Raw genomic sequence first — 26040 nt, forward strand, 5'->3', positions numbered from 1 at the left:
ACTCACCTACAGGTGGCCCCCTCTACTTGGGCCGATTCCGTTCTTCCATGACGACAGCGCATGAGCGAATCCGGGGGCCGTACCACTTGATCAGGATAGCCGTGGAAGGTCCACGCTCAGTCTGACCTGCATGACGTACCTACGGAAATAACGATCGCCGTCGTTTGCGGCTGCTCGGCCGGCGGCACCTCGTGCAACCGCTGCCACACGCCGCCCTCGTTCCAGTCCCGCAGCCTGCGCCAGCACGTCATGCCTGAGCCAAGCCCAGGTCCGGCGGCAGATACTCCCACGGGATCCCGGCATGCAGCACCTACAGAATCCCGCACAACAGTTCCCGGTCCGGCAACGGCTTGCGACCCGGATAGCGAAAGCGCCGCTCTCGCTGCGGAGCAACGGCCCCAAGCTGTCCCACAGCTAACTCCCGCTCCGGACACGGCCATCAGCGCCTTTCAACTCTTTATTTAACCGTTGTCAGTAGCGCAAGTTGGCTTTCCAGCCGAAGGCTTGCCGGAGCGTGCGGTTCTTGAGGGACCCAGTGTGGGGGTCGCAGTAGTATTCGCGGACTGCGTCGGAGGACCTTGCGCCGTCTCGTGCGGTGGCGCGAGCATGGAGGATGAGTCGGCTGTCCGGAAGCCGCCTGATGACGAGGACCCAGTCGCTCGTCTTGGCCGTTCCAGGGGCGAGGATTCCGTCGTCATCGCACAAGTGTGCGGCGGCCAGTTTCTCAAGGCTCTTGCGGATGTCGACTTCCTCCAGGTAGTCGCGTCCTTCCATGACCACCGGAATCAACAACCACCACATCCTGGCTCCGTTCGACGTATTTACAAAACGTTACTGGTGGGCGGCAGCGGGTAGCAAGACCTGAGGGTCACGGCAAAAACGACTGGGGGAGAGCGTGTTGATGCTAGAGCGATGGCAGGAGTTGCTGGTGGGAACCTGGCAGCTCAGCGTGGGCGGCGACGCAGTGGAAAATAGCTGTTGTTACACCTTCACCCGCGAGGGAAAGTTCTCTACGAAAGCCCTGTCGGGGAGTTTCCTGGAGGATGCTCTGGTGACGGCCGCGGGGGACGGGCATTCCGGCAGGTGGCGGGCAGTTCAGGCTGCGGACCAAGTGGTGTTGCAGATGTGGGTTCTCAGCGTGGAGCGTGGCCTGATGGGTCTTTTGGATCCCAAGTGGCTGAAGCCGGCCGTCTTCGCTCTTGGGCGTCTGCACCCGCCGGAGGAGTGGCTGTTGGTGTCCGCGGAAGAGGAAGTGATCGATGTTCGGGTCCGCCCCGCATACAGGGGCCGCAAGGAGACGCCCCTGCAGTTGGTCCGCCGCCGCGGGCCCGTGTGACACGTCGGCTTCAGCCTTCAGGAGTCAGCAGAGCCAATCCACCTCTTGTGTTAGCCGTTGTCGCTCCCAGAGCACCCGGATGGTGGTGCTCTCGTCGGTGACGACTTCATGCAGGGCGAGGATATCCGGGTTGATTTCCTGGATGGCGTTGACCCGGGCGGCCCAGGCAGTTGGTGGCTGATGGGCACGGGTGCCGGCTGACGATGCTCCCCGCATGCTGCTGGCTGGGCTCGAGTTGCGGGGCCGGCCACGGGCCCGGCATCGCAGAAGGCGTGGCTCTGACAGCGGCCGAGCAGGCGACGGATAGCGCTGCGGGACATCGCGGCGATCCCCATGTCCTTGGCGCGGTCGAGGGGGAGGCGGCAGAAGCCGTACCCGAGCTGGAGAGGTAATTGCATGGCCAACGAGATTGTGATCGCGCAGACGACCAGCGACAACGAGGATCAGGCGAAGGCGCTGGCCCGGGGCGCGGTCGAGAGCAAGCTGGCAGCGGGAGTTCACATCGATGCGCCAATCACCGCCTTCTATTGGTGGAAGGGGGAGGTTGCGACGGCGCAGGAGTGGCGCATTTCGTACATGACGACGACGGACCGTTTGCCAGCACTGGAGGCGTGGCTGCACGAGAAGCACCCGTACGACGTCCCCCAGTGGATCACGCTGCCCGTTTCAGGCGGTTCGGAGGCGTACCTGTCCTGGGTTGTCGAGGAGACGGCATAGGTCTGCGGAGCGGCGGACCAGCCCTACGACTACGTTCGCGTCCTGGGCTTGTCCGTGCCGCGCGGGAACTCAGGATCCGAACTGCCGTAGATGGTGACTGAGTTCCTGCTCGCTGTCGGGGAGCGACGCTGCGATTGTCGATGCGCGCTCCTTGCCCATCGTGTTGGGCTTGGCCTGTGCCGCTGCTGCGAACTGGCGTGACACGTAGACCCCTTGATCGACGTCACCTCCACGCAGCAGGGCCGAAGCGAGATCACCCAGGACCACGACGCCTCCGTCCGGGAGTTCGTCTCCGAGGCGGTCGACTGCGGTGTCTGCAGTAGCGGTGAGTTCAGGACGCCCCAACCGCCCATATACGGAGAGGGCCAGCGAGTCCATGCGGTACGGGGTCACGAACCGGACCCACGCCTGCTCGCTGGTGTGATCCGCGAAGTCGTAGGCGAAGCGCGCTCGCTCCAACGCCCGGAGCGCCCCCATCTCGTCGCCGGCCGACGCAGCCTCCTCCGCGTGCCTGCCGAGGACCCAGGCGGCAGCAGTAGCGTTGCCGTGGCCTCGCACATCGCTGGCCGCCTGGGAAAGAAACTCCAACTTCGCCTTCGGCGTCGAGGCGCCGTAGCTGCTGTAGGTCAGGGCCAGGGCTCGGAGCGGAGGGTGCCCAGCGGTCGTCGCGCACTGCGACGTGACCTTGTAGTAGGCGTCGGCTTTGTCGTGCTCACCCAGGTCCCAGGCCACCCAACCGGCCAGGGCGGCGGTTTCTCCGGCGGCGATAGTGAGAGCCCGCTCGTGTTCGCCAGCACGCGGCAGAGCTGCGGTGATCGCATCAAGATGCGATTCGACTGTGCTTTGTAGCCGCCGGGCGCTGAGGTTGAGTTCCTGGACATGCAGTTCAGCAGCCCGGTCGATGAGCGCGCCTGCGGAGGGCGAATCGATCTTGGACCCCTTGCTGAGGGCAATGGCGAGGCGCCCCCAGGGCTCGGCAGCCGCGCTCACGCCGACAGCGGCGCCACCCAGCAGCGTGCGACGCTTCACGGCGTCCTGGTCCTCCCCTGCATTGGCATGCCCCTTTCTCTTCCGAGCGCGGGCAGCCTTGGCCTCCCGCTGTAGTTCCTCGAAGGGGACACCGCAGGCCGCCGCGATGTGACCGATTGTGTGATTGGTAGGGACGTTCTCGAAGTTCTCATAGCGGCTGATCTCTCGGCGGGTCATGGTGTCCCGGCCGGAGACAGCGTTGATCGCCTCTGCCTGCTCCTCCTGCGTGCGGCCCGCATCCTGCCGAAGCCGCAGGAGCAGGTCGGCGAACGGATCTGGCATGAGTGTGACCTCTGTTGGTGGGTGGAATCCAATCATGGCCTTGATTCCCCCTCCAGCTTTCCCCCTTGACAGATATTTCCCCCTCTAGATTCCCCTGGTCGACGGCGTCGCCACACGGTGCGATAGCCCCCATGACCAGGCTCCAAGAGGAGACCCCGCCCGGCGGGGGCATCCGTAGCTTTGCCGACGTGGCAGGCGTGTCATGCGCGAGGTCGGTTCACGATGACCGGCACAGCACATCGGCGAGGGCAGGCATACCGGCGGCATCCCATGGCTGTCAGGCCGCCTTTCTCCCTGATCTCGCGAAAGTTGGGGAGATGCGGCAGACAGCCGGGGCGTTCCTGCGGCGGTGCCGTGTTTCGGAGCCAGTGGCGGGGGTCGTCGTACTGGCCGTCTCGGAGCTGGTCACCAACGCCGTGGTTCACGGTGAGGGAGAAGTCGTGCTCCGGATCACGGTGGCCGTCGACGTGGTGCGCGTCTCGGTCACCGATCACAATCCGGCCCCAGCTGTACTCAAGGAAACCGGACCCGGCGGTGAATCCGGTCGCGGGATCCGGCTTGTCGATGCGATCTCAGACGCGTGGGAGAGCAGCGGCGAGGAGACGTGGTGTGAGTTCCGGTACGCGAGGGCTGCGGGTTGAGCGAGACTTCCGACTGGTTCCCGGCCATGCGGTTGACGAGTCGGGCAGCTCAACCATTTCCCCTACGAGGGACGCTCCGAGGGCCGTTCGCTTGCCTTCGCCCAATAGTTCGGTTCAAGCATCTCGCCAGGCCATGCGGGCTGACGGATCAAGCCCTGAGGCCCCATCTGTTCGAAGTACGGTGCCAGGTCGATCACGGGCGTCCCGTCGACGGCGTCGAGATCGGTGACCAGGAGGTCCCTGCCTTCGACCTTGAGCAACCGCGGGTAGCTGACCGCCAGTTGGTTGGGGCGCCGGTGGTTGCGGTGGACGAACGTACCGGTCGCCGGCCAGTTCTGGTTTCCCCTTGGACTGCGTGCGTGGAGCTGGACGTCTTCGGGTCGGGCCAGATGGAAGCGCCAGGTCACGGTCAGGTGGGAGAACTCCTCGATTCCTTGCAGCGTTTCGAGGGGGTACGCGTCGTCGAGCCTGATGATCGATTCGACCCCGCCTTGGTAGTCGTCCTGTACGCGGGTGTGGCCGCCGACGACCGTTGCGATCGACTTGACCTCGTAGGTCGGCATCAGCGCTCGTTCCTCTCCCTGGGCGTAGCGTGTGCGGCGGCCTCCGGTCGGCGCCGCGGATCTGTTCTGTGGTCAGCCTATGGCGCGCAGCATGTCTCGCGCGCGACGGTCCAGTTCGGCGACTTGGCGACCACCGCGCTGCCGGACGGGCGAGAGATCACTCTGCATTCGGACGATGACGTCGCGGGCTCGCCCGGACTGGATACCGGCCATGGCGTCGAGTGCTTCGTTCCAGGTTGCGCATGCCTCGTCGAGGCGTCCCTGCTGGACTTGGACGGCGCCGAGGTAGCCGAGCGTCACGCTGTGGGTACGGGCGAACTGCTGGCGTCGGCGCGTGGCCACGCTGCGCTTGAAGTGGATCTCCGCATCCCGAGGCTGGCCCATATCACGCAGAGCGCAGGCCGTCTCGTGGGCGAGGGAGGCTTCCTGGAAAAAGCCGACGCGGGCCGGTGCCTCGGTGGCGTCAGCACGGGCGAGGTCCCGCTCCGCGCGGCTAATGGCCGCGAGGGTGCCGACCCGGTCGCCATCGGACGCGAGGGCGCGTGCATGGACGATCGCCAGCAGCGCCTTTTCACGATGGCTGGCCTGGCCGTAGCGGTCGCGGGACATCGAGGTGTCGGCCAGGGCCAGCGCCCGGCGTGGATGCCCGAGGTCCACGGCCTGGTGGGCGAGGGCGCGCAGGACGTGACCACCGAGCGGTCCGTCTCCAGCTTCCGCCGCAATGCGGGCGGCAATGGTGAGATAGCGCTGAGCAGTGCGGTGTTCACTGGCGTCGAAGGCCATCCAACCAGCGAGGTAAGTCATCTCCGCCACGGCGGAGTACGTGTCGCGGCGAAGCTGATCTGTACGGAATCGGCCGCCGAGCAGCGGTACCGCACCATCGAGGAGGTGGCTGGCGAGGGCCTTGCGGCCGGATGCGCCGCCTCGCTGCTGATCGCGCGCGGAGTAGTAGACCGTGAGATCGCGGACGTCGTCGATGTCCGCCTGAGTCACCGAGCGCGAGGAGGCCGGTCGGCGGTTCGCCGCTGCAGCGGGGGCGGCTGCCCACCACGAGTTAGTGGGCAGGGCAAGGCCAGCCGCGGAGTAGGCGGCGGTGGCCAGCAGCTTGCGTCGGTGCATATCGAGATCGTCGCTTCCCAGCTCGGCCAGTGCGGTCAGAGGGTCGACGCTCCAGTCGGATCCGGTGTCGGTCGTGCCTGTTGGCGCTTCTTCCAGCCCGAGATCAGCCAGGGAGAGGCGGCGGCCGAGTCTGCGGGACAGCGTCTCGCGCAGGATATGCGGCGCTCTGCCGCTGGGCTTTGTGCCCTGGACCCACATGGCGATGTGCGAGCGGGAGATCGCGTCGAGTTCGCGCACTCCGCTCTCCGCGGCCACGCGGGCCACCGCAGCGGCTGCTTGTGGCTGGGACCAGCCTGCTTCGCGCAGAAGTGCGGCGAGGGCGACGTTGCGTTCACGGGCCATGGACTGCCCCTCGGTTCCGAAATGATCTTTGACGCCTTTGACGGCCCTACGGGCGGTGTGGGCATACCGCTGGGCCGTGATTCACGGTTCGCTCAACGTAGCGACCAGGTCACTCACTTCGCACGCCAGTGGCCGGTGTCACTTGGCGACTTGGGCTCACTTTGGCTTGATCCAAACAGGAGTTGTGTCATGCGTCTTCCGCTGGACCCTCGCCGAGGCGACAGCCAGCTCGTAGACGGGCGAGGGCGGCGAAAGTCCGTCAGCGTAACGCTGTCGTCAGAGCGCGATCACCTGGTGGCCGCGTCGGAGACGGTAACGCTCGTGCTGGGTGCGGATTCGCCGCTGCCCGAGAGCGCTGCCGATGTGGAGGACCTCGTTCGACTTCTGCGCGGTCATGTCGCCCAGTTGGGAGCACGGATTGCCATAGGCAGCCCTGTTCTGATGCGAGCTCAACAGCTCACCTCCGAAGCCATTCCCGAGGGCTACATGCCGAGCCGGGTGCACCTGGTCAAGCTCGCCGAAGCCACCAAGGAGCTGATGGCACACCTGGAACGGGGCGGTCCCGGGCCGATCCGATCGAAACGCGAGCGGCGCTGGTGGAAGCCGAAGATCAACGTGCTGCGCGCGGCGGTTTTCGTCGTCGCCCTGGCCTGTCTGGTCTTCGCCGCTTCGGTACCGCGGACATGACCGTGACCGGGGCCGTCATCATCGGGTTGGTCCTCGGGCCGATGGCCTGGCTGATTCTTCGCGGCGAGCGCGCGGCCGGTCCTGCAGGAGCCGACGAGGACGCCGCGAGGCCAGAGCACCCGGCTCCTTCAGTTCCTGTCGACGCAGTCCTCCCACCACCGCGGCGCGGTCGCGGTTCCGGCGTCCCGCTCGACCCCACGCAGCACACGCCAGACCTGCGCAGACCTTTCGCCGCAGCACGCTTAGCCACCCACCCTGACGAGGATTCCCATGCCTGACAGCGCCTTCCCGGCACGGCCGGCCGCTACCGGCCACCGCAGACGGCGGCATCCGGTCGACGCGTTCACGCTGCACCATGTCCGCCGCGCCGTGGCACTGCCCCTGGTGCTCCTGGCCGCGCTGCTGGGTGCCATCTCCCCTCTCTGGTCGGTGTCCGCGGTAGGCCCCGGCTGGCTCCTGGCCGGCCTGGTATGCGGGCTGGCTGGGGTCGCCACGGTGGCGGCTCGCGGAGCGCGCACGGTCGCAGGGGCCGTGCAGACGGCCGCGGAGGAAGACCGGTCAGCGGCACTGGCAGCGATCGCGGGGGCAGCGGCAGCTGTCGAGAAGTCGGTGCAGTGGTCGGCGGACGAACTGTGCCGCGGGGGACGCCCGCCGCTGCCGGACTTGCAGGCACCACCATCGGCCGGTCCGAATGCCGAGATCAACAAGGCGTTGAGCGCCCTCCAGGTGCAGGCCATCGCGTCGCTGTTACGGGTGCACGACGAGTCCCAGTCCGTAGTCCTCCTGGAAGTGCTGCGCCGCCTGGCCATGCGCGAGCACGCCCTGGTCGGCAAGGCGCTTCAGGCACTGAGCCAGCTGGAGATGCTGACCGACGACCCGGAGCTGCTGGCCAAGATCTTCGCGATCGATCATCTCGTAACGCGGATGCGTCGCCAGGTCGAGAGCACGGCGGTACTGGGCGGGCAGTCCTTGCGCAGCGTGCGCCGCCCGGTTCCCGTCGCGACGGCGCTGCGCGGCGCGGTCTCCGAGGTCGTGCAGTATCCGCGTGTGGCCGTCGCGGCCGGATCCGTGGGCGCCGAGCTGGGTCTTCCCGGCCATGTGGGTCCGGACCTGACGCACCTGCTGGCCGAGCTGATTGAGAACGCCTGTGAGTGCTCCGATCCGGCGACGAAGGTGATGGTGCGTGCCCAGCGGGTGGCGAACGGGCTGGCGGTCGAGGTCGAGGACCGAGCCATCCCCATGCACCCACGGACGCGGGCACAGATGAACCACCTGCTCAAAGCCCCCGACGAGGTCGACGTCAGCGGCCAAGTCCGAGCTGGCCAGCTCGGCTTGCTGGTCGCCGCGAAGATCGCCCAGTCGCACGGGCTGTCCGTTCTCCTGCAGGAGAACGTGACGGGGGGCACTACTGCCCTGGTCGTCATCCCAGCACGGCTCCTCGTAGCGATTCCCTCCGTCGACGATGCGAACGCGTCGCCCAAGGGAACCCTCCCCTCCGCGCCGCCGCAGCAGCTGGCTGCCGCGACTCCTACCATCGCGACGGCAGGCCAGGTCACACACTCCGGCACTGTAGGGGCACCGGAGGCCGCAGAAGCGGGTCACTCTGCTGATGCGCCCGCACTTCCCAGGCGTAGACGTCAGAACGGCTCGTTCCGTCCACCGCGCGAGCGAGAGCAAGCCCCCGTGACCGGAGCGACGCCAGGGCTTGCAGCCGCCTTCCGCAACGGCATCCAGGCCAGCGAGAGAGCCGGTTCTCCCACCGCTTCGCCAGAGCAGTCCGGGCCCTGAACCTCGCCCCTTCCTTCCACGTTCCCGGTGACCCATTACATCCACCGGCCCCTCCCCCTCCTGGAGCAACACCTATGAGCACGCACCCGGCGATGAACAACGTATCCAGCGACGCGCCCGCAACCGAGACGACGGCAAGCGGACAGCGGGACAACATGGCGTGGCTGCTGCGGCAGTTCGCCTCCGACGTCCCGGGCGTCACGCACGCCGTCCTGTTGTCGCGCGACGGACTGCGGCTGCTGGACAGCGACGTCGATAAGGACTGGGCAGACGAACTGTCGGCCGCACTCAGCGGAGTTGCCTCCCTCGCGACGAACATCACCGGCCCCAGCCACGAGAAGAGGCCGGCCCGGCAGGTCATCATCGAGCGAGACGACTGCCTGTTCTTCGTTCAGAGCGCCGGGCGCAGCGCGGCCTTCGACAATCACCCCGGCAACCAACGCGGTGAGGTGGACACGATCCTCGCCGTCATCGCCACCACGGACGCCGACGCGGGCACCGTCGGGTACGAGATGGGTCGCCTCGTCCAGAAGTTCGCCCCCTACATGCTGATCCCCGTCCGCGTCGGCACGAGCGGAGAAGTCCGGTGAGCACACACGGCCGCGCGGTCGACGAGTCGACGTTCGTGCGGACCTACACCTTGACGCGCGGGCGCACCAAGCCGCGGCACCTGCTCGGTCTGGAAACCGTGCTGGACGCCGGACCGGGGCGGCCCGGCCCGGCGCAGGCCGAGGAATGCGAGGAGATCCTCGCCCTGTGCCGAGAGCGTCGGCGTTCGGTGACCGAACTGGCGGGCCGACTGCGCCGCCCCGTCACCGCCGTGAAGATCCTTGTCTCGGACCTGCTGGACACCGACGCCCTGGTCGTCCCCGTCACCGCCCCCTATGCCGCATCCGACACGGACTCGGATGCCGGTCCCTCCCCCCAGCTACTGGCGGCCCTCTCGGCGGGCCTGAAGAGGAAGTGGCCCGATGCCATTGCCTACCCCCAGGCCGGATGACCCGGCCGTGGTGCTGCGGACTGCGCCGCCACGGCACAAGGGTGCCCCGACCGTGCTGAAGATCGTGATCGCTGGGGGCTTCGGCGCGGGCAAGACCACCGCTGTGGGCGCGGTCAGCGAGATCACGCCGCTGAGCACGGAGGAGTACCTGACCGAGGCGAGCGCGGACTTCGACAGCCTGGCGGGCGTCGAGGCGAAGCAGACCACTACGGTCGCCTTCGACTTCGGCCGCCTCAGCCTGCCCGACGCGCCAGTGCCCCTGGAGCTGTTCCTGTTCGGCACGCCCGGCCAGGATCGATTCGTCGACCTCTGGTACGACCTCTCCCGGGGAGCCGTCGGAGCGGTCGTCCTGGTCGACACCCGCCGTCTGGAAAGCAGCTTCACCCCCGTCAGCTTCTTGGAAGACATCGGCCTGCCCTTCGTCGTCGCCATCAACCAGTTCGACAGAGCGCACCGTTACCAACCCCAGCAGGTCCGCACCGCCCTCGAACTGCCCACCTCAGTACCGGTGGTCGCCTGCGACGCCCGCGACCCAATCCACGTCGCCGGCGTCCTGCTGACCCTCGTCGACCACGCCGTGAAGAACGCATCCGCGAGCCGCGTTCATCACGCATCCCCTACCACCCTCCAGGACGCCTGATGTCACAGCACCCCAGCGCCCCATACCTCGCACCGTCGACCACCCCAGCCGCCCTGTCCTTACCGCGGCGCGACATGCGGGACGCCGCCCGCGGGCCGATCACCCCGCCCGCCACCGCCATCACCGGTCCGCAGGCCCAGCAGCCATCGGAGCTGACGCAGCGGTACGAGCTGCTCGACCGCCTGGGCGTGCCCACCGTGGCCAGCGAGGACTTCGACGAGCTGGCCCGTGACATGGCCACACATGCCGGGTTCCTGTACGGGTTCGTCAACCTCTTCCTGGAGGAGCAGACCTTCGTCGGACTGCACCAGCCGTCGGCGGACACCGGATACGTCATCGTCGGCCGCACCATGAGCCGCAACCACGGCTGGTGCCCAGAGGTCATGGCCCGCAAGAAGGCCCTGCCCCTGCACGACGTGCACGCCAGCCCCCGCTTCAGCGGCAACCATGTGGTCGACGCGGTCGGGATCCGCTCCTACTTCGGCGCCCCGCTCATCCACGACAGCGGCACCGTGCTGGGCACGGTATGCGTCATCGACCCCGAAAAGCGGCCCCTCAGCGAAGCCCGACGGCTCAGAGACATCGTCATCAACGCCGGCGCGCAGGTGATGGACCACATCGTTCGCGCCTCCGTCCGCTAGGCCGTTCCACACCCCCCACCCGGGAGCCGTAGGCGATCCCCGGCCGCTCCACGATGCGACCTTCACCCAGGGAGAGGGAGACCATGTCCGCCACCCCCACCACACCGCCACCGGCGCTGCGTCCCTACCTCACTGCCCGCCATGAACTGCTGTGGGACGAGGCGGACTCCTTCGCAGCCGAGCACGTCGCGCCGCGCACCGCGCGTATGGAGGCCGCTCCGTGCAGGGTAGAGCGCAAGGTCGCCGATCTGATGGCCGCACGGGGCTGGTTCGCCGTCACCGTCCCGTCAGCCTTCGGCGGGCTGAGTGCCGGACACGTGGCCAAGACCATCCTGGTCCACCGCCTCGCCTGCGTCTCGGCGGCTGCCGCGTCCATCCTGCAGGCCACATTGATCCCCGTCGGCGCCCTGCTGCACTTCGCCACCTACGAGCAGAAGGGCCGCTGGCTGCCCCGAGTCGCGGACGGCTCACTGCTGTTGTCGATCGCTGTGACCGAACCTCGAGCTGGCGGACACATCGGCGGCATCGAAACCACCGCCGAGCGCGCCGGCAGCGAGTGGGTGGTCACCGGCAGCAAGATCCATATCGGCAACAGCCACCTCGCGGGAGCCCACCTCGTCGTCGCCCGAACCGCCGAGGCAGGCGTGAGCACCTCCCAGGCACTGACCGCATTCATGGTCGAAGCCGACCGCCCCGGGCTCTCCGTCTCCGACCACCGCCCCGGCCTCGGCCTGCACGGCTTCTCCGCCGGCCGACTCGACCTCGACCACGTCCGTGTTCCCCAAGACCACGTGGTTGGAGAGATCGGTCAAGGGCTGAGCGTCGCCCAAAGCAGCAGCATCCTGTACGGCCGACCCAACCTGGCCGCCGTCAGCCTCGGCATCCACGAAGCGGTCGTGGCCACCACAACTGCTCGTCTCAAGACCCGTCCTCGCTACCGAGGCACCCTGTCAGACCTGCCCGTACTGCGGGACCGCATCGGTGGCATGGAAGCCCGCCTGCGCGCCGGCCGGATACTCGCCTACCAGTCCGTGCACCTCCTCGACCAGGGGCTGCCCTGCGACGCCGACCTGATCAACGCCAAGTACCTCGGCCACCAGTGGGCCGTGCAGTCCACCCAGGACGCCATGGAACTGCATGGCGCCCATGCCCTCGACCGCGACTACGTCCTTCAACGCCTGTGGCGCGACATCCAGCACACTTACCCACCGGCCGGAACCGGCGAAGTCCAGCGCATACGCCTGGCCGACGCCGCCTTCGACGAGAACCACATCCAGTGGTCCGAACGCCTCGCCGCCGAAGCCGCGTGGGCCCGCCCCGACCCGACCGCCGCATGAGCCCCCGTGCGCGGCACCCCGTGAATCCACACCGCCGTGCACGGGCCCGTGTCGCCGGCCCCCGTCCCCCGCGGGGACCGGCGGCACATCTCCCGGTGACCATCCATCCCAGCCGAGAAAGAGACACCGTGACCCCGCCCGTGACGACCAGCGCACCGATCACCCCCCTGACACCGACCCTGCAGCGCGTCGCCCAACACCTAGCAGACGGCCTCACGCCCGCAGAGATCGCCACGAAGACCGGACTGTCGGTCGCTACCGTCCGCCAGTACATCCGCGACATCCGCGAGAGCCTCCACTGCCCGCCCCGCTGCAAGCCCTCGGTGATCGTGCACCGCCTGTTCACCACCCAGCAGTTGGCCTCCCCCACGACGGACAGGCCAACGCCGGAACTCAGCCCGGACCAGTTGCTGCTGCTCCGAGCCGTCGCTGAGCACAGCGATACCCGCAACATCGCCGTCGCCGCCAAGATCGCCCCGGCCGACCTGCCCGCCGCGCTCGACCAGCTCCTCGCCGACACGAACGCACAGGACCCCACCCAGCTGGTGATTCTGGCGCACGGCTGGAAGCTGCTGGCGGCCGAGCGGGCCCACGCGACGCGGAGCGGAGCGGGCCAGTGAGCAGGCCCTCGACTCCCCTAGCCCGCGAGGAGCGACCGGCTTCGGCTTCGTTCGCCCCGGCGCCCCTGACCGCCATATACGAAGTGCGCACGCTACACACGGACGCCGAGCGCGAGGAAGCTGCCACCCTCGTCCAGGACCGTCAACGCTGGCTCACCATGCGCGGACTGTTTGTGCCCGCTCAAGCAGACATCACAGTCCTCTTCCGCGACTCGCAGATGAGGCCAGCCGGACTGTACGAGGACGGGAAGCTGCTGGCCTGCATGATCCCCGAGCGCGACCCCGACCTCGGATGGGGCGAGGGCCCGTGCCTCTTCCTGGGCTGCGTCCACACCCTGCCCGACCAGCCCGACGACATCACGCGGCTGATCACCCTGTGGGCATCCGACTTTGCCGCCCGGCTTGACCTCCCGCTCGTACGAACTGAGGCCATGGCCCGCCAGGTCCTCGAAGCCGAACCCGTCACCGCCCTTCTGTGTCGGCTCACTGACATGGGCTGGGATGTACGGGGTTCCGGCACAGGGCGAGAGGGTGACCGGGTCGCCCGCCTCGAACTCGCCGCCGAGCGCCGGTCCGGGCTGAGCGCACTGATCGGCTGCCGCGTCCACGAGCCGCAGGCATCCTCGGACGATCGGGGCAGCGCGTGACGATCGTGGAACCCCAGCGGCCCGACCTCGCCCGCGAGCTGATCGCCCGCGCAGCCGAGTCGGCCGAGCACCGGGCCAAACGAGTACGCAACCAGCTCGATGCCGTCCAACTAGGCCAAGGCCGTCACGCCGACCACGCCAACACCAAGGTGCTGCGCCGCATCCTGGCCGAGCACGATTGGCCCGGCCACAGCCTCGTCGGCCCCGACGGGGCCCGCGCCGCTTGGAGCATCGCTCTTCACAGCGACTACGAACCCGACTTTCAGCGTGCTGCCACCACTCTGCTGGAGCGGGCGGTACAGGCCGGCGATGCACTCATCCAGCACTGGGCGCACCTGCACGACCGAGCCCTGATCAACATCGGACTTGAGCAGGAGTACGGAACGCAACTCCTCCTGCACGCCAGCGGTATCGAACTTTGTCCGCTGCGCGCCCCGGAATCGCTGGACGAGCGCAGGGCCAGCGTCGGGCTGCCTCCCGTCGCCGTCGCCTTGAGCTCGGTGCACCACCGCTACGCCTCGGATCACAGAGCGGAAGACGCCCTGACCGGCGCGCTCGCGGAGGCCGCATGAAGAAGCAGAACCCAGGCTCTCCATCAGCCAGACGCTCGCCCGCAACCCCGCGCTACGGAAGGAACGTTGCCCCATGAAGCTCACGACCGCCATCCTCGCTGCCGGCGCCGCTGTCTCCCTCACCACCGCCCTGGTCGGAGCCGCCCGGCTCAGGCAGGACGCGCGGCACCAGGCTGCGCAGAACGAGGCGGTCCTCGCCCGGAACCAGCTCGACTGGCTGGCACAGATGTCCACCAACGCCGACCTTGCCAAACTCTGGGCACCCGAGGACATGGACGTCGAGGAGTACATGCAGCTGCTGCATGCCAACCAGCAAATCTGCACCCTCAGCCTGCGTGACCGCCTCGGCTTCGTCCGTAACGGGCAACTGCCGTTCTACGCCTCGAAGCTGATGGAAAGCGACGTCTGCCGACGGTACTGGAACCGCTTCGGCGACCTCCGCGCTCAGGAGGCCCAGGGCGACGAGCGGGCCGAGCACTTCACCCGCGTGCTGGACCAGGCCGCGAAGAACCACCCGCAGGCGCAGCCCGCAGGAGCCTGACGACACCACACACCAGCCCCCAGACGCGCGACCGCTCATGCGACTCCCCCAGCCACCGCCGTCTGGCAGCAGACCCCGGGGCCCGACCGGGCCTCGGCATCCCGCACCATCCACCACTCCTAGGAGGCATGCATGACCGCCATCCAGGCCGAGAGGCCGACCGTTCCCGCACAGGCGGACCTCGCGAAGACCGACGACGACCCCTTCGGGCTCGACATCACCTTCATCGAGGGCACGCCGGCGACCGAGACGGTCCTGATGTGCAGCACGGGCGACACCTGCGGCAGCTCCTGCCCCAGCGCCTGCACCACCTCGTAAGCCGGAGCATCCCAGCAGCGTGGGCCGGACGGGGCTCTCCCCATCCGGCCCGCCCCGCCCGCCACGCCCGCCACGCCCGCCACGCCCGCCACGCAGAAGATGAGGAGAGCCCTGATGACACGGCAACGGCCCCGCCTGTACGAGGGCGCTGGACAGGCCATGCTGCGCGCCGCGGTCCACACGACCGAGCCCGCCATGCCGCCCTGGCCGACGACCACGGCGCCCGTGGAAGAGTGGCGCGCGTGGCTGAGCACGGTGTGGTCCGACACCGACTTCCGCCATACCGTGTCGCAGGCGAGCCCTCACCTGGCGGACCAAGTGCAGGCCATCATCGACGGCCGCACACCGAAGGTGCGCCGGATGCGCCGGGCGGCTCTGGCCACCTCCCGCTACGCGATCCGCTACGCCCGCCGCTCTACCCCCTACGGCCTGTTCGCCGGCGTCGCCCCGCTCGGCTTCGACCAGACCACGTCCGTCCGCTTCGGCGAGGAGCATCAGGCTGTGGCCCGCCCCGATCCGGTCGGGCTCGAGGAGATGCTCAGCGCCTGGGAGAGCGACACCGCCCGCATGGTAGGCGCCGAGGTTTGCGTCAACACCCTGATCCGACAGCGCGATCAGCACATCCACGTGCCCTCCGAGGGCGACGCCGAGTTCCGCCTCGCCCTCAGCCCCGCACTGCGTCTCGTACTCGACCTGGCACGCTCGCCGATCGGGTACCGCCAGTTGTCCGCCAAGCTGGCCGCGGAGTTCCCAGCCGTGAGCGACACGGCGCGCGACCGGCTTCTGGGTGAACTGCTGCGGGTGCGGCTGCTGCGCTCCTCGCTGCGCGCGCCCGCCACCGTCGCCGACCCCACCGACGTCTTACCGCCCGCGGCGCGCAAGCAGGCAGCCGGCCTGCGGACCGCGTGCGACCTGCGGCTGGACGCCGACGTGCGGCTGCCCGAGCAGGTGCTGACCGAAGCGGAGACCGCGGCGACCATCCTGGCCCGCCTGGTCACCCATCCGACCGGGACACCAACCTGGCACCGGTGGATCGAGCAGTTCTCCGAGCGCTACGGCGAGAACACCACGGTGCCGGTGGACGTGGCCACGGATCACGACCGGGGCGTGGGCTTCCCGGCCGGGTTCGTCACGGCGAGCGAACCGCCCCGGCCCATGTCCCGGCGTGACCGCCTGCTGTTGGAGCTGGCCGGCACCGCCGCCGCCGAGGGCAGCCGCACCGTCGCGGTGACCGGGGCGATGATCGAGGAACTGGAAGCAGCGGCCGGCGACAAGCCTCACGACCTTGCGCCCCACCTCGAACTGGCCGCACAGGTCCACGCCACCTCCGTCCCGGCCCTGGACCGGGGCGATTTCCGGCTGCGCGTTCTGACCGTCTCCCGCTCGGCCGGATCGATGACCGGTCGGTTCTGGCACCTATTCCCCGGCACCGAGGCGGCGTACGCGAACCTGCCCACCGTCGATCCGGAGGCGGAACTCGCGCAGCTCTCCTTCCACGCCGGACGTGTGCCAGCCGACCTGCTCACCCGCGCGCCCCAGGCCCTGCCCCGGATCGTCAGCGTCGGCGAATTTCGCCGTCCCGAACCGCATGTCCTCTTCCCGCGCGACCTTGCGGTCACCGTCGCGGACGGCCGCCCCCAGCTGGTGGAGTCCGCGACGGGCAAGCCACTGGAGCTGCTGGCCCCCACCGCCATCAACTTCCTGTGGAACAACTACACCCCGCCGATGGCCCGCTTCCTCGGCGAGATCAGCCGGGCCGTGTCCCCGCAGGTGACCTGGTTCGACTGGGGCGCCGCCTGGACCCTGCCCTTCACCCCGGCCCTCTCCTACCGGCGCACCATCCTCACCGCCGCCCGGTGGAAGATCCGCAGCCGCATGATGCCTGCCCGCACCGCCCCACTCCAGCTGTGGGCAGACCAACTCCATGGCTGGCGTGCCCGGTTCGGGGTGCCGGATCGGGTCCTGCTCGCCGAGGACGACCAGCAGCTCGCCCTCGACCTGACCCGCGACGTCGACCTGGACCTGCTGCGCGCGCACCTGGACGCCAGCCCCTTCGGCATCGCCACCCTGCACGACGCGCCCCCGCCGGACGCCGACGGGTGGATCGGCGGCCGGGCCCACAGCATCGTCGTCCCCATGGCCAGGCGCTCATGACCACGACGACCGTGCCCCGTATGCAGGACCTGTCCGAGGGCGCCTTGGGGATGGCCCTGCTCGACATCGAGCGCCGTGACCTGTCCACAGCCCGCCGCCACCTGGCCCAGGCCACCGTCCGGGGGGTGAGCACCGGCAGCAACGCCAGCCTCTTCCACGGCGCACCAGCCTTGGAGTTCGTCCTGGACCGCGCCCGTGGGGCTGGCGACGACGTCCGCGCGGCCGTTGACCGGGTCGTGGACGCCCGGCTCGCCGCCGCCCACCGCCGCCAGGCGGCCGGCGCGCTGCCCCACCTCGCCGAATGGGACCTCATCCGCGGCCTGACCGGACTCGCCGCACTGCTGCTGTCCCGCCGCCCGTTCGCGCCCCGGCTGCCCGACGTGCTCGCCTGCCTCGTCACGCTCGCACACCCCGCCCGCGGTGACGGCCGGATGCTGCCCGGGTGGTGGTCGCCGGTCGGCCCGGACGGGAAGGAGATGGTCGGCGGGCACGGCAACAACGGCATGGCCCACGGCATCGCGGGGCCCCTGGCCGTGCTCTCCCTCGCCCTGCGCGCCGGAGTCAGCGTCCCCGGTCAGGAGGAAGCCGTCGGCACGTTCGCGACCTGGCTGGACCGTCACGGCATCCACTACTGGTCCACCGCAGCACACCTGGACGCCGAGCAGCCACCCGAGGCGGAACCGGCCCGCCAATCCTGGTGCTACGGCCAGCCCGGCATCGCCCGCGCACAGCAACTCGCCGCGCTCGCCCTCAGCGACACCGCCCGGCGCCAAGCGGCCGAGGACACCGTCGAGACCATCCTGACTGACCCGGCGCGACTCGCCCGCATCACCGACTCGACCCTCTGCCACGGCTGGGCCGGGCTGCTGATGCTCACCCGCGCGGTCGCCGCCGACAGCCCCGCACCCGCCCGCTTCACCCCGATCATCCAGGACCTGCGCCAACGGCTGGCCGCCGATTGGGAGCACCTGCCTAAACCCGGATTCATGGAAGGTCGCGCCGGAGCCCAACTCGCCCTGCACACCACCGACACCACCGGCTGGACCCGCGCCCTTCTGCTCACCTGATCCTCTCCCCGCCACCTCGCAAGGAGTTTTCTGCCCATGGCCTTCGACGACGAGAACCTGCCGATCCCCCCGGACACGTCCTGGTGGCACGCCTCCGTGGCCTTCCCCGACCTGCACTCGGACGCCGCCCAGGCCCTGGCGACCACGCTGGCCGGGCGCCGCTTCCACTTCTTACGCAAGGACGCCGGCGTGCGCCTGCGCACCGAACAGCCCCTCCCCGACCTGCTGGACCAGCTCGTCGCCGACCGGGTGATCACCGGCTGGACAGGCGGGATCTACGAGCCGGAGACCCATGCCTTCGGCGGCCCTGAAGGTATGGAGGTCGCGCACGACGTGTTCTGCGCCGACAGCCCGGCCGCGCTCGCCGAGACCGGCACCGCCGGCGCCCGCGAGCGCAGCGTGATGTTGCTGTCCGCCATGATCCGCGAGGCCGGGCTGGACCCGTTCGAAGCCGGAGACGTGTACGCGCGGTGGGCCGCCCTGCGGCCCCCTGTCACCCCGCCCCAGGGGCCCGCGCTGGAGCAAGCCGTATCCGCGATGCGGCGGCTGATGAACGCGGACGCCGCCCTGCGCCCGGGGCCGGAGGCGGGCTGGGTCGAGCGCGTCGCCACGTTCGAGGACGCCGGCCGACGCCTGCGCCGACTCGCCGCCGACGGCCGACTGATACGCGGGCTTCGGGGCGTCATCGCCCATCACGCGATCTTCGCGTTCAACCGCGCGGACGTGCCTGCTGGCGTGCAGGCCGCCACCGCGTGGCTCGGCCGTCACGTCGCCTTCTCCACCGGAGAAGGAGCTGACGTGTCTACCTGCAAATCCGCCTCCGCGGACCCTAGCCTCCCTCGGATGGAGACCACCGTGACACCCGTAACCGACCCCAAGCAGCTGCGCGAAGCCCTCGTCCAGCGGCTCGTCGACAGCGGCCACCTGAGCAGCCAGGCGGCCATCGACGCCTTCCGCAGCACCGACCGGCACGCCTTCCTGCCCGGCGTCGACCTGGAGAGCGCGTACAAGGAGGACGCGGTCCCGATCAAGCACGACGAACACGGGGAGATGATCTCCTGCATCTCCGCGCCGTCCATCGTCGCCACCCAGCTCGAACAGCTCGACGCCCAGCCCGGTCACAAGGTCCTGGAAGCCGGAGCCGCCACCGGCTACAACGCCGCCCTCCTCGGCAAGATCGTCTCCCCCGGCGGGCAGGTGTGGACCCTCGACGTCGACCAGGACCTCGTCGCCGGCGCGAGCAAGCACCTCGCCAAAGCCGGTGTCGACAACGCCACCGCGGTGATGGCTGACGGCGCGGCCGGGCTGCCCGAGCACGCCCCTTACGACCGGATCATCTTCACCGTCGGCGCCGGCGACGTCCCCGTGAAGATCCTTGACCAGCTCGCCCCCGGCGGGCGCCTGGTCCTGCCGATGCGCATCCGCGGCAGCATCTCCCGCTCCTTCGCCTTCGAACGCGACGGCGACACGTGGAAGACCGTCTCCTGCGAGATGGCCACCTTCATCCCGCTGCGCAAAGGCGTCTGCGACGACGTGTACACCCTCGTGCCGATGGCCGGCGAGGGCAACGTGCGCCTGGAGACGTTCAGCGAGCAGGACGTCGACCGCGAGGCCCTGCGCTCCGTCCTCGACGAGCAGCAGACCAAGATCTACACCGGGGTGAAGTTCCGGCAGGGCTCGGCGTGGGAGTGGCTGTACCTGTACCTGGCCTGCGTGCTGCCCAACGGCCTGTCCCGGCTGCCGGGGCAGCGCCCCGGGTTCACCCCACACTTCGGGTGGGGTTCCATGGCCGCCCTCGACGGCGGGTCGCTGGCGTACCTGACCATCCGGGAGGGCGAGGACGAGCAGGGCCGGTACTGGGAGGTCGGTGTGATCGGCCACGGCGAGGGTCGCGCCGACATCGCCGAGCGCGTCGTGAGCGAGATCCGCGCCTGGGACGCGACCGGCGGCAACGACGCCCCCGAACCGGGCTTCCGGATGGCCGTCGCCGACTCGCGTGACCGGCTGACGGCGGACGACCCGCGCTTCGTCGTCGACAAGCCCTACAGCCGACTGGTCGTCGACTGGGCGCGCAAGGGCTGAGCCGATGATCCCTGCGATGGCCAGCCGCATTCCCCTGGTCCGCCGCACCAAGGCGCCCGCGCTCCCCTTGGAGGAGCGCATCAACCACCTCAGCGGGCTGACCGTCGCGCCCGCAGGTGCGAGCCACCACGACCTGGTGGCCCGCGCCTGCGGGGTCCTCAACTACGCCGCGCTCATCGCCTCCGACGTCGGCCTGCCCGATCTGGCCGAGGATCTGTGCTGGCGCCAGCACCAGGTCTTCGCCAACGCCGGACGCCTCAGCGGACGGATCGCCGTCATGTCGCTGATGCCGCTCGTCAACCTCTCCCGGCTGCAGACTCGCGCCGGCCAAGGGGAAGCCGCCTACGACCTGCTGGTCCGTCTCAGCCACGTCGCGCGGCATCGGGAGAAGACCGAGATCGACGGCCGCACCGTCGACCTCTCGGCCCTGACTGGCACGGACGAGGACCACCGCACGGTGTGCCAGGAGCTGTACGTCACCCTGCTCGTGGACGGCGCCCGCGCCCTCGCCCAGATCGGGCGATGGACGGAGGCCGCCGACGCCATGGCCCAGCACCGCGGCATCGGCAACCGACTCCTCGACGGCCGCCAGATCAAGATCATGGCCCTGATGGAGCAGTGCCTGGACCAGCAGGCCCGCGACCTGATCGACGCCACCCAGCCCGCCGAGCCCTGGGAGGAAGCCGTCGCCCTCCTCCTGCACGCCCACTGTCAGCCCGCAGACGCCCCCGTACCCGAAGCTGACCTCGACCGCACCCTTGATGAAGCCGTCCAGCTCCTTGCCCACCCCGAACCGCCGACCGCCGCCTTCCAGACCCGGACGGGCCTGTCGGCCCTGGAACTGGACCGAGCCGGCCGCCATGCCGCCCGGATACTCGACGCCCTCGTCAGCGTCGCCCGACTCGACGCCTACGCAGCACGCGACGCTCTGCACCACCCCGTCGCCGCGTCAGCCCTGGACGACCAGGCGACAGTCGCGCTGACCGCGGTGATCGCCGCGGCCGGACTGGGAGCCGGCGCCCTGTCCGCCCACGACCACGAGGCCCTGACGGGCGCGGTCGGCCACGCCGAGAGGGAGTTGGAAAGGCTGCTGCAGGCCGATCCGGATCCCGGTTAGGAGGGGCCGACCCGTGGCGCCCGGCCGTACATCCCCACGCGGTTTGGCGGTGTCGGCGTTTCGGCCATTTCCCGCTCGCAGCCGCTCCAAGCCAGACCAGGGATCGGGCGCCTGCGGGGTCCGCGGACGCAGGGAATAGCGGGCTTCCCAGCACGACCGAATGACGTGTGTTCGATATCGCAGTCGTGTCGTTAGACCTCACGACTCTGCCGCAGCGACCGTCCTAGGGGGAACGATGACCTCGGCCATTACGCAGGACCAGCCGCCGCAACCACCCAAGGGGACCGCGCCGGACGACGAACTGCAGGAAGCTGATGTTCGAGAAGAGGAATACCTCTACCGCGACGAGTCGAGGCTCCAGGCCGGCTCCCTGCTGACCTCCCGCACCATGGCACGGCGGCTGCCCTCGCTCGTGCGGCGCTCGGTGCAGATGGCCTGGCGCGTGGACCGCGGCGCGACCATCGGCCTGCTGGTGTGCCAGATCGGGACCGGCGTCCTCGCGGCCCTGGGCCTCCTGGCCGTCACGGGCACGATCACCGCGCTGATCTCCTCGGGCGACATCACCGAGCGGCTATGGGACGCCGCCCCGCAGCTGGCTGTGATCGCCTGCGCCACCGGTCTGCGCGCACTGTTGGGCATCGCCGTCGTCTGGCTGACCGGCCGTCTACGCCCGGTGCTCGGCCGGGCCGCGGAGCTGACGATGATCGAGGCCGCGCTCGGCGCGGAACTGGCCGCCAACAACAAGCCCGGCTACAACGACGCCTACGACATCGCCGACCGCGGCGCCCAGGTCACCCCCGACCTCGTCGAAGAAGCGCAGGACGTCCTCGCGGCGACCGCCACGCTCACGGCCGGTGCCACCGTCCTGACCGTCCTGCACCCGCTGCTCCTTCCCCTTCTCTTTCTCGCGTGCCTGCCGCAAGCTGCCGCCTACATCCGCTCCGCACGCGTGCTTTACCTCGCCGCGCTGGAGACCTCCGGGCGGCGCCGGATGCTGGGCAAACTGCGCTGGCACATGGCCTACATGGAATCAAGCGAGGAGATGCGCGCCTGCCTGGCCGGTCCCTTCCTGATCGGCCGCTATCGGAAGCTGGCCGCCTCGGTCAACGCGGCCGAACGCAAGGCCGCAAACACTGGTGCCTGGATGGGACTGGCCGGAGCCGTGGCTGGCGGGATCGCCTCGACCGCGGTGTGGGCGGCGCTGCTGTGGCTCCTGGCCTCCGGTCGGACGAGCCTGGCGGCTGGCGGCGGCGCCGTCTTCGCTCTCCAGACCGCCACCGGCTCGGTGCGCGGCATCATCAACGGCGGGGCCCGCCTGGTGCGCACCGGCTGGTACGTGCAGGACTGGCAGAACTTCCTCGACAACGCCCACGGCCAAGCCATGACCGACTCACGCGGCACCGCGCCCGTGACCGCGGCCCCGGAGCGTTTCGAGGTCCGCGACGTCACCTACCGCTATGACGGCGCCCCGAAGGACAGCCTGAGCAACGTCTCCCTGCACGTGCGGCGCGGGGAGATCGTGGCGCTGGTCGGGGAGAACGGCTCCGGCAAGACGACCCTCTCGCGTTTGCTGTGCGGGCTGCTTCTGCCCACCGAGGGAAACGTGGCCTGGGACCACGCCTCCACTGCGGACCTGGACCCGTGGGGGTCGTGGGAGCACGTCGCGCTGGTGCCGCAGAAGTTCACCTACCTGCCGCTGACGATGCGCGACAACATCACCTTCGGGCAGGGCGACACCAGTGACGCGGCCCTGCTCGCCGCCTGCGAGGCTTCCGGTGCCTCGGAGATGTTGCCGGGCCTGCGCTCCGGCCTGAACACCCTCCTGACCAGCGAGTGGTTCGGCGGGCAGCAGCTCTCCGGCGGGCAATGGCAGCGTCTGGTCCTCACCCGCGCGTTCCACCGGCAGGCGGCGCTACTGGTGATGGACGAGCCCACGGCCGCCCTCGACGCCCGGGCCGAGCACCGGATCTTCGCCGGTCTGCGCGAACTGGCCAAGGACCGCGCCATCCTGCTGATCACGCACCGGCTAACCAACGTGGCCGTCGCCGACCGGATCGTGGTCCTGGACGAAGGACGGATCGTCCAGAAGGGCACCTACGCCCAGCTCACCCAGGAGCCAGGTCTCTTCCGGACCCTGTGGGAGCTGCAGCGCCGGATGAGCGGCGACACCCCCTGATCACCCAGCCGAGCGAGGCCACCGTTCCGCCAGGCAGAGACGCAGGACCGCTCCCGATGCTCCCCTCGCTCCACGTCCGAACCCGCCCAACTAGCCCCGGAAGGAATACCGTGACGACTCCACCGGCTACCGAAGTCAGCGACGTGAGCGAGCTTCGCCAACAGCTCGTCGAGCAACTCCGCGCCGACAACCACATCCGCACCGCCGCTGTCGAGCGCGCCTTCCGCACCGTGCCCCGGCACGTCTTCGCTCCCGACGCCGCGTTGGAAGCGGCGTACGCCAACGACATCGTCCCCACCCGCCACGCGCCCGACGGCCGGGTGATCAGCTCCGTTTCCGCGCCGTGGCTACAGGCCGACATGCTCGAAGCCGCTCGCATGCGGCCTGGCCACCGTGTCCTGGAGATCGGCTCCGGCGGCTACAACGCCGCCCTCATGGCCGAACTCGTCGGCCCGGCCGGGCACGTCACCACCCTCGACATCGACCCTGCCGTCACCGAAAGGGCCACCCGCTTCCTCACCAAGGCCGGGTACGGCCGCGTCCGCGTCGTCACTGCGGACGCCGAGCACCTGCCCACCAGTGTCGTTCCGGACGGCGGATTCGACGCCATCGTGGTCACCGTCGACACCTGGGACCTGCCCTGGATCCGCGCCCTGGCCGAGGGCGGCCGTCTCGTCGCACCGCTGCGTCTGCACGGCTACCACTGGGCCATCGGCTTCAGCGAGGTCAAGGGGGCACTGCACAGCGACGAGCCGCTCATCGTCTGCGGCTTCGTCGCCATGCAGGGCGACTGCGCCTGGGAGACGAACCGTCGCACCGTCCCCGGCACCGGCGTCCACTTGTCCTGGGAAGACGGCACGCCGCTGCCCGTCGGCCAACTCGCCCCAGCCCTCACCCGCGAGCCGACCGTCACCCGCACCCACGTCACCGTCGGCGGTCAGGAGCCCTTCGATGCTTTGACCCTCTACCTCGCCGGCGCCCTGCCCGGCTTCTGCCGCCTAGAGGTCGACCCCGACGGCGACAACGGAGTCCTGAACCCGCCGCCCCAGCATTGGCCCGGCGCCGCCATCGTCCGCGGGGCCTCCCTCGCCCGGCTGGCCACCGAACGCATCAGTGACGGAGACGACGGCAAGGGCCTGTACGAGTTCGTCGTCCACGGTTATGGCGACCAAGGACGCCTCGCCGCGCAGGAGATGGCCGAGCAGGTCGAGCACTGGCAGCGCAACCACCGCGGCGCCCGCTGCCCCGTCATCACCGCCCGCCCGGCAGCCGGCTGCGCTCCGGCGGGCACGGACCACGAACCGCACGTGTTCGCCAAGAAGCACACCCGTATCACCGTGGACTGGCCGATCGTGCCCGGCAGCGCTGCCCTGCTCACCGACCCCGGGAGCTGCGACGCCGGATGAACGGCGGTGGCTCCTGATCAGCACTGGCCGGTCCGCGCTGCGCACTCGCCCGTCCACCGACGCGAAAGGCAACTACGTGACCTCTCCCATGTCCCCTTCGGATCACGTCACACCGTGTGCCGATCTGCCCGCAGCGCAGTACGCCGCATCCCGGCATGCGGCGTGGCTCGGCGCCGCCGCGATCATCACCGACGAGGTCGGCCGGGTCCTGCTGGTGCACCCCACCTACCGCAAGGACGACTCGTGGCTGCTGCCCGGAGGCGTCGTCGAACCCGGCGAACACCCGCACGTCACCTGCCGGCGCGAGATCACCGAGGAACTGGGCCTGTCGGACCTGCCCCTGTCGGCCGTGCTCGCCGTCCACTCCTTCTCCCCGTCCCACCCCGACCTTCAGCCCGGCACGCCCTGCCCCGGAGAGGTCCGGTTCGTCTTCGACGGGGGGACCCTCACCCCCGACCGGGTGCAGGCGATCCGCCTGCCGCGCGAGGAGCTGTCCGAGTACGCCTTCCTGGAAACCCGGGACGCGGTGCAGCGGCTGCGCCCCGTGGACGGGCAGATCATGCTCGCCGCCTACCGTGCCCGGCTCGGAAACACCGCCACCGCTCACCTCGCCGACGGCCGGCACATCCTCGACGTCCCGGCGCTGGACCGCCATGACGTCCACGTCCGCTACCGGCCCCTGTGGGACAGCCCTCTCAACCACGGCCCCGTCCCCGAGCGGCTCCCCGTGCAGCAAGCCTGGGCGTGGTGCTTCGTCCCCGACGGCCGGGTCGTCCTCGTGGCCGACCCCGGACCCCGGGGCGCACTGCCGATGCTGCCCGGCGGCACCGTGGAGACGACCGACGCGACGCCCGAGGACACCTTGCACCGCGAAGCCGCCGAGGAGGCCCAGCTCACCCTGACCGATACGGTACGACTGGGCTGGGTGCTGGACGAGACCGGCGAGGTCTACGGCGGAATCGGCCCCAACGCCCGGCTCCGCCTGGCCGCCCGGGTCACCGCCATCGGACCGGCGGCCGTCGACCCCGCCACCGGTCACCCCTTCGCCCGCCTGCTCGCCACCCCCGCCCAGGCAGCCGCCCTGCTGGGATGGGGCCCGCCCGGAGCGCGGCAAGCCCAACTCGCGGCGGAGACGGCACGCGAGCGGTGGGGCCTGCCCCTCGCGCGCACCGCCGTCATCGTGGAGATCCCTACGGAGGGGATGCGGCTGAGCTGACA

At 69.7% G+C, this 26040-nt stretch carries 26 protein-coding genes and 1 pseudogene; 22 read left to right on the forward strand and 5 right to left on the reverse strand.

Going from position 1 to position 26040, the window contains the following annotated elements; genetic code table 11:
* Positions 1-185: 185 nt before the first annotated feature.
* Together EV567_RS16140 and EV567_RS16145 are read right to left on the reverse strand one after the other, a co-directional pair.
* Positions 186-412 (reverse strand): annotated as a pseudogene (locus EV567_RS16140) (transposase); the annotation flags it as partial.
* 59 nt (positions 413-471) lie between these two features.
* Positions 472-801: a hypothetical protein gene (locus tag EV567_RS16145; RefSeq protein ID WP_130440523.1), complete on the reverse strand. Its 330-nt coding sequence runs from the start codon at positions 799-801 to the stop codon at positions 472-474.
* Positions 802-928: 127 nt separating this feature from the next.
* Between EV567_RS16145 and EV567_RS16150 the strand changes: the two genes are divergently transcribed.
* Together EV567_RS16150 and cutA are read left to right on the forward strand one after the other, a co-directional pair.
* Positions 929-1336, forward strand: a complete 408-nt coding sequence (locus EV567_RS16150; RefSeq protein ID WP_130440525.1) for a hypothetical protein — start codon at positions 929-931, stop codon at positions 1334-1336.
* Between the two features lie 396 nt (positions 1337-1732).
* Positions 1733-2053, forward strand: a complete 321-nt coding sequence (cutA, locus tag EV567_RS16155; RefSeq protein WP_130440527.1) for a divalent-cation tolerance protein CutA — start codon at positions 1733-1735, stop codon at positions 2051-2053.
* A 69-nt stretch (positions 2054-2122) separates the two neighbouring features.
* Here cutA and EV567_RS16160 read toward each other — a convergent pair whose 3' ends face one another.
* Entirely contained in the window at positions 2123-3364 is a 1242-nt protein-coding gene (locus tag EV567_RS16160) for a helix-turn-helix transcriptional regulator (protein ID WP_130440529.1), read from the reverse strand.
* Between the two features lie 131 nt (positions 3365-3495).
* On the opposite strand from EV567_RS16160, the gene EV567_RS16165 reads away from it, so the two are divergent.
* Positions 3496-4005 carry an ATP-binding protein gene (locus tag EV567_RS16165; RefSeq protein ID WP_130440531.1) on the forward strand — a complete coding sequence of 170 codons (510 nt, stop codon included), beginning with the start codon at positions 3496-3498 and terminating at the stop codon, positions 4003-4005.
* A 62-nt stretch (positions 4006-4067) separates the two neighbouring features.
* Here the strand turns inward: EV567_RS16165 and EV567_RS16170 are convergent, their stop codons facing one another.
* Positions 4068-4568, reverse strand: a complete 501-nt coding sequence (locus tag EV567_RS16170) for an SAM-dependent methyltransferase (RefSeq protein WP_130440533.1) — start codon at positions 4566-4568, stop codon at positions 4068-4070.
* A gap of 72 nt (positions 4569-4640) precedes the next feature.
* Complete coding sequence (locus EV567_RS16175; protein WP_207228781.1) at positions 4641-6029, reverse strand: Tat pathway signal protein; 1389 nt, start codon at positions 6027-6029, stop codon at positions 4641-4643.
* A 189-nt stretch (positions 6030-6218) separates the two neighbouring features.
* Here EV567_RS16175 and EV567_RS16185 point away from each other — a divergent pair, with 189 nt between their 5' ends.
* The 19 genes from EV567_RS16185 to EV567_RS16275 all read left to right on the forward strand — a co-directional run bounded on the left by EV567_RS16185 (position 6219) and on the right by EV567_RS16275 (position 26038).
* Positions 6219-6716, forward strand: coding sequence for a DUF6415 family natural product biosynthesis protein (locus EV567_RS16185; protein WP_242620829.1), 498 nt, complete (start codon positions 6219-6221; stop codon positions 6714-6716).
* Between the two features lie 270 nt (positions 6717-6986).
* A complete protein-coding gene (locus EV567_RS16190) occupies positions 6987-8504 on the forward strand; it encodes a sensor histidine kinase KdpD (protein ID WP_130440537.1) in 1518 nt (505 codons plus the stop codon).
* Between the two features lie 74 nt (positions 8505-8578).
* The gene (locus tag EV567_RS16195; protein ID WP_130440539.1) at positions 8579-9094 is read left to right on the forward strand and encodes a roadblock/LC7 domain-containing protein; all 516 of its coding nucleotides are present in this window, start codon (positions 8579-8581) and stop codon (positions 9092-9094) included.
* A complete protein-coding gene (locus tag EV567_RS16200; RefSeq protein ID WP_130440541.1) occupies positions 9091-9504 on the forward strand; it encodes a DUF742 domain-containing protein in 414 nt (137 codons plus the stop codon). The genes EV567_RS16195 and EV567_RS16200 overlap by 4 nt, the downstream gene beginning before the upstream one ends.
* Positions 9505-9556: 52 nt before the next feature.
* A complete protein-coding gene (locus EV567_RS16205; protein ID WP_242620830.1) occupies positions 9557-10144 on the forward strand; it encodes an ATP/GTP-binding protein in 588 nt (195 codons plus the stop codon).
* Complete coding sequence (locus EV567_RS16210) at positions 10144-10785, forward strand: GAF domain-containing protein (protein WP_130440543.1); 642 nt, start codon at positions 10144-10146, stop codon at positions 10783-10785. Before EV567_RS16205 ends, EV567_RS16210 begins: the two co-directional genes overlap by 1 nt.
* 83 nt (positions 10786-10868) lie before the next feature.
* The gene (locus EV567_RS16215) at positions 10869-12122 is read left to right on the forward strand and encodes an acyl-CoA dehydrogenase family protein (protein ID WP_130440545.1); all 1254 of its coding nucleotides are present in this window, start codon (positions 10869-10871) and stop codon (positions 12120-12122) included.
* 140 nt (positions 12123-12262) lie between these two features.
* A complete protein-coding gene (locus EV567_RS16220; RefSeq protein WP_242620831.1) occupies positions 12263-12742 on the forward strand; it encodes a helix-turn-helix domain-containing protein in 480 nt (159 codons plus the stop codon).
* A 74-nt stretch (positions 12743-12816) separates the two neighbouring features.
* Positions 12817-13389, forward strand: a complete 573-nt coding sequence (locus tag EV567_RS16225) for a hypothetical protein (RefSeq protein ID WP_130440697.1) — start codon at positions 12817-12819, stop codon at positions 13387-13389.
* Entirely contained in the window at positions 13386-13961 is a 576-nt protein-coding gene (locus EV567_RS16230; protein WP_130440549.1) for a DUF6624 domain-containing protein, read from the forward strand. The genes EV567_RS16225 and EV567_RS16230 overlap by 4 nt, the downstream gene beginning before the upstream one ends.
* Before the next feature lie 73 nt (positions 13962-14034).
* The gene (locus EV567_RS16235; protein WP_130440551.1) at positions 14035-14502 is read left to right on the forward strand and encodes a DUF6082 family protein; all 468 of its coding nucleotides are present in this window, start codon (positions 14035-14037) and stop codon (positions 14500-14502) included.
* A 132-nt stretch (positions 14503-14634) separates the two neighbouring features.
* Positions 14635-14820, forward strand: coding sequence for an FxLD family lanthipeptide (locus tag EV567_RS16240; protein ID WP_130440553.1), 186 nt, complete (start codon positions 14635-14637; stop codon positions 14818-14820).
* A 114-nt stretch (positions 14821-14934) separates the two neighbouring features.
* Positions 14935-16974: a lantibiotic dehydratase family protein gene (locus EV567_RS16245; RefSeq protein WP_242620832.1), complete on the forward strand. Its 2040-nt coding sequence runs from the start codon at positions 14935-14937 to the stop codon at positions 16972-16974.
* On the forward strand, positions 16971-18041 hold the full coding sequence (locus tag EV567_RS16250; protein WP_130440555.1) for a lanthionine synthetase C family protein: 1071 nt from the start codon (positions 16971-16973) through the stop codon (positions 18039-18041). The genes EV567_RS16245 and EV567_RS16250 overlap by 4 nt, the downstream gene beginning before the upstream one ends.
* Positions 18042-18077: 36 nt before the next feature.
* Positions 18078-20123: a methyltransferase, FxLD system gene (fxlM, locus tag EV567_RS16255; RefSeq protein WP_130440557.1), complete on the forward strand. Its 2046-nt coding sequence runs from the start codon at positions 18078-18080 to the stop codon at positions 20121-20123.
* Positions 20124-20139: 16 nt separating this feature from the next.
* Positions 20140-21240, forward strand: a complete 1101-nt coding sequence (locus EV567_RS16260) for a hypothetical protein (RefSeq protein ID WP_242620833.1) — start codon at positions 20140-20142, stop codon at positions 21238-21240.
* A gap of 235 nt (positions 21241-21475) precedes the next feature.
* Entirely contained in the window at positions 21476-23416 is a 1941-nt protein-coding gene (locus tag EV567_RS16265; protein ID WP_130440561.1) for an ABC transporter ATP-binding protein, read from the forward strand.
* Between the two features lie 143 nt (positions 23417-23559).
* A complete protein-coding gene (gene fxlM / locus EV567_RS16270; RefSeq protein ID WP_165430394.1) occupies positions 23560-24822 on the forward strand; it encodes a methyltransferase, FxLD system in 1263 nt (420 codons plus the stop codon).
* Between the two features lie 88 nt (positions 24823-24910).
* Positions 24911-26038 (forward strand): NUDIX hydrolase, encoded by a 1128-nt coding sequence (locus EV567_RS16275; protein WP_242620834.1) that lies wholly within the window; start codon positions 24911-24913, stop codon positions 26036-26038.
* The last annotated feature ends 2 nt before the right edge of the window (positions 26039-26040 follow it).

The organism is Streptomyces sp. BK239 (genome assembly GCF_004217285.1).
Classification (GTDB): domain Bacteria; phylum Actinomycetota; class Actinomycetes; order Streptomycetales; family Streptomycetaceae; genus Streptomyces.

Bases quoted from the DNA above. Each gene is read 5' to 3' on its own strand.
- EV567_RS16215 (WP_130440545.1), top strand. From the start codon at position 10,869: ATGTCCGCCACCCCCACCACACCGCCACCGGCGCTGCGTCCCTACCTC.
- EV567_RS16265 (WP_130440561.1), top strand. From the start codon at position 21,476: ATGACCTCGGCCATTACGCAGGACCAGCCGCCGCAACCACCCAAGGGG.
- EV567_RS16250 (WP_130440555.1), top strand. From the start codon at position 16,971: ATGACCACGACGACCGTGCCCCGTATGCAGGACCTGTCCGAGGGCGCC.
- EV567_RS16165 (WP_130440531.1), top strand. From the start codon at position 3,496: ATGACCAGGCTCCAAGAGGAGACCCCGCCCGGCGGGGGCATCCGTAGC.
- EV567_RS16175 (WP_207228781.1), bottom strand. From the start codon at position 6,029: ATGGCCCGTGAACGCAACGTCGCCCTCGCCGCACTTCTGCGCGAAGCA.
- EV567_RS16160 (WP_130440529.1), bottom strand. From the start codon at position 3,364: ATGCCAGATCCGTTCGCCGACCTGCTCCTGCGGCTTCGGCAGGATGCG.
- EV567_RS16235 (WP_130440551.1), top strand. From the start codon at position 14,035: ATGAAGCTCACGACCGCCATCCTCGCTGCCGGCGCCGCTGTCTCCCTC.
- EV567_RS16190 (WP_130440537.1), top strand. From the start codon at position 6,987: ATGCCTGACAGCGCCTTCCCGGCACGGCCGGCCGCTACCGGCCACCGC.
- EV567_RS16185 (WP_242620829.1), top strand. From the start codon at position 6,219: ATGCGTCTTCCGCTGGACCCTCGCCGAGGCGACAGCCAGCTCGTAGAC.
- EV567_RS16260 (WP_242620833.1), top strand. From the start codon at position 20,140: ATGGCCAGCCGCATTCCCCTGGTCCGCCGCACCAAGGCGCCCGCGCTC.
- EV567_RS16245 (WP_242620832.1), top strand. From the start codon at position 14,935: ATGACACGGCAACGGCCCCGCCTGTACGAGGGCGCTGGACAGGCCATG.
- EV567_RS16240 (WP_130440553.1), top strand. From the start codon at position 14,635: ATGACCGCCATCCAGGCCGAGAGGCCGACCGTTCCCGCACAGGCGGAC.
- EV567_RS16170 (WP_130440533.1), bottom strand. From the start codon at position 4,568: ATGCCGACCTACGAGGTCAAGTCGATCGCAACGGTCGTCGGCGGCCAC.
- EV567_RS16145 (WP_130440523.1), bottom strand. From the start codon at position 801: ATGTGGTGGTTGTTGATTCCGGTGGTCATGGAAGGACGCGACTACCTG.
- EV567_RS16275 (WP_242620834.1), top strand. From the start codon at position 24,911: ATGTCCCCTTCGGATCACGTCACACCGTGTGCCGATCTGCCCGCAGCG.
- cutA (WP_130440527.1), top strand. From the start codon at position 1,733: ATGGCCAACGAGATTGTGATCGCGCAGACGACCAGCGACAACGAGGAT.
- EV567_RS16195 (WP_130440539.1), top strand. From the start codon at position 8,579: ATGAGCACGCACCCGGCGATGAACAACGTATCCAGCGACGCGCCCGCA.
- fxlM (WP_130440557.1), top strand. From the start codon at position 18,078: ATGGCCTTCGACGACGAGAACCTGCCGATCCCCCCGGACACGTCCTGG.
- EV567_RS16210 (WP_130440543.1), top strand. From the start codon at position 10,144: ATGTCACAGCACCCCAGCGCCCCATACCTCGCACCGTCGACCACCCCA.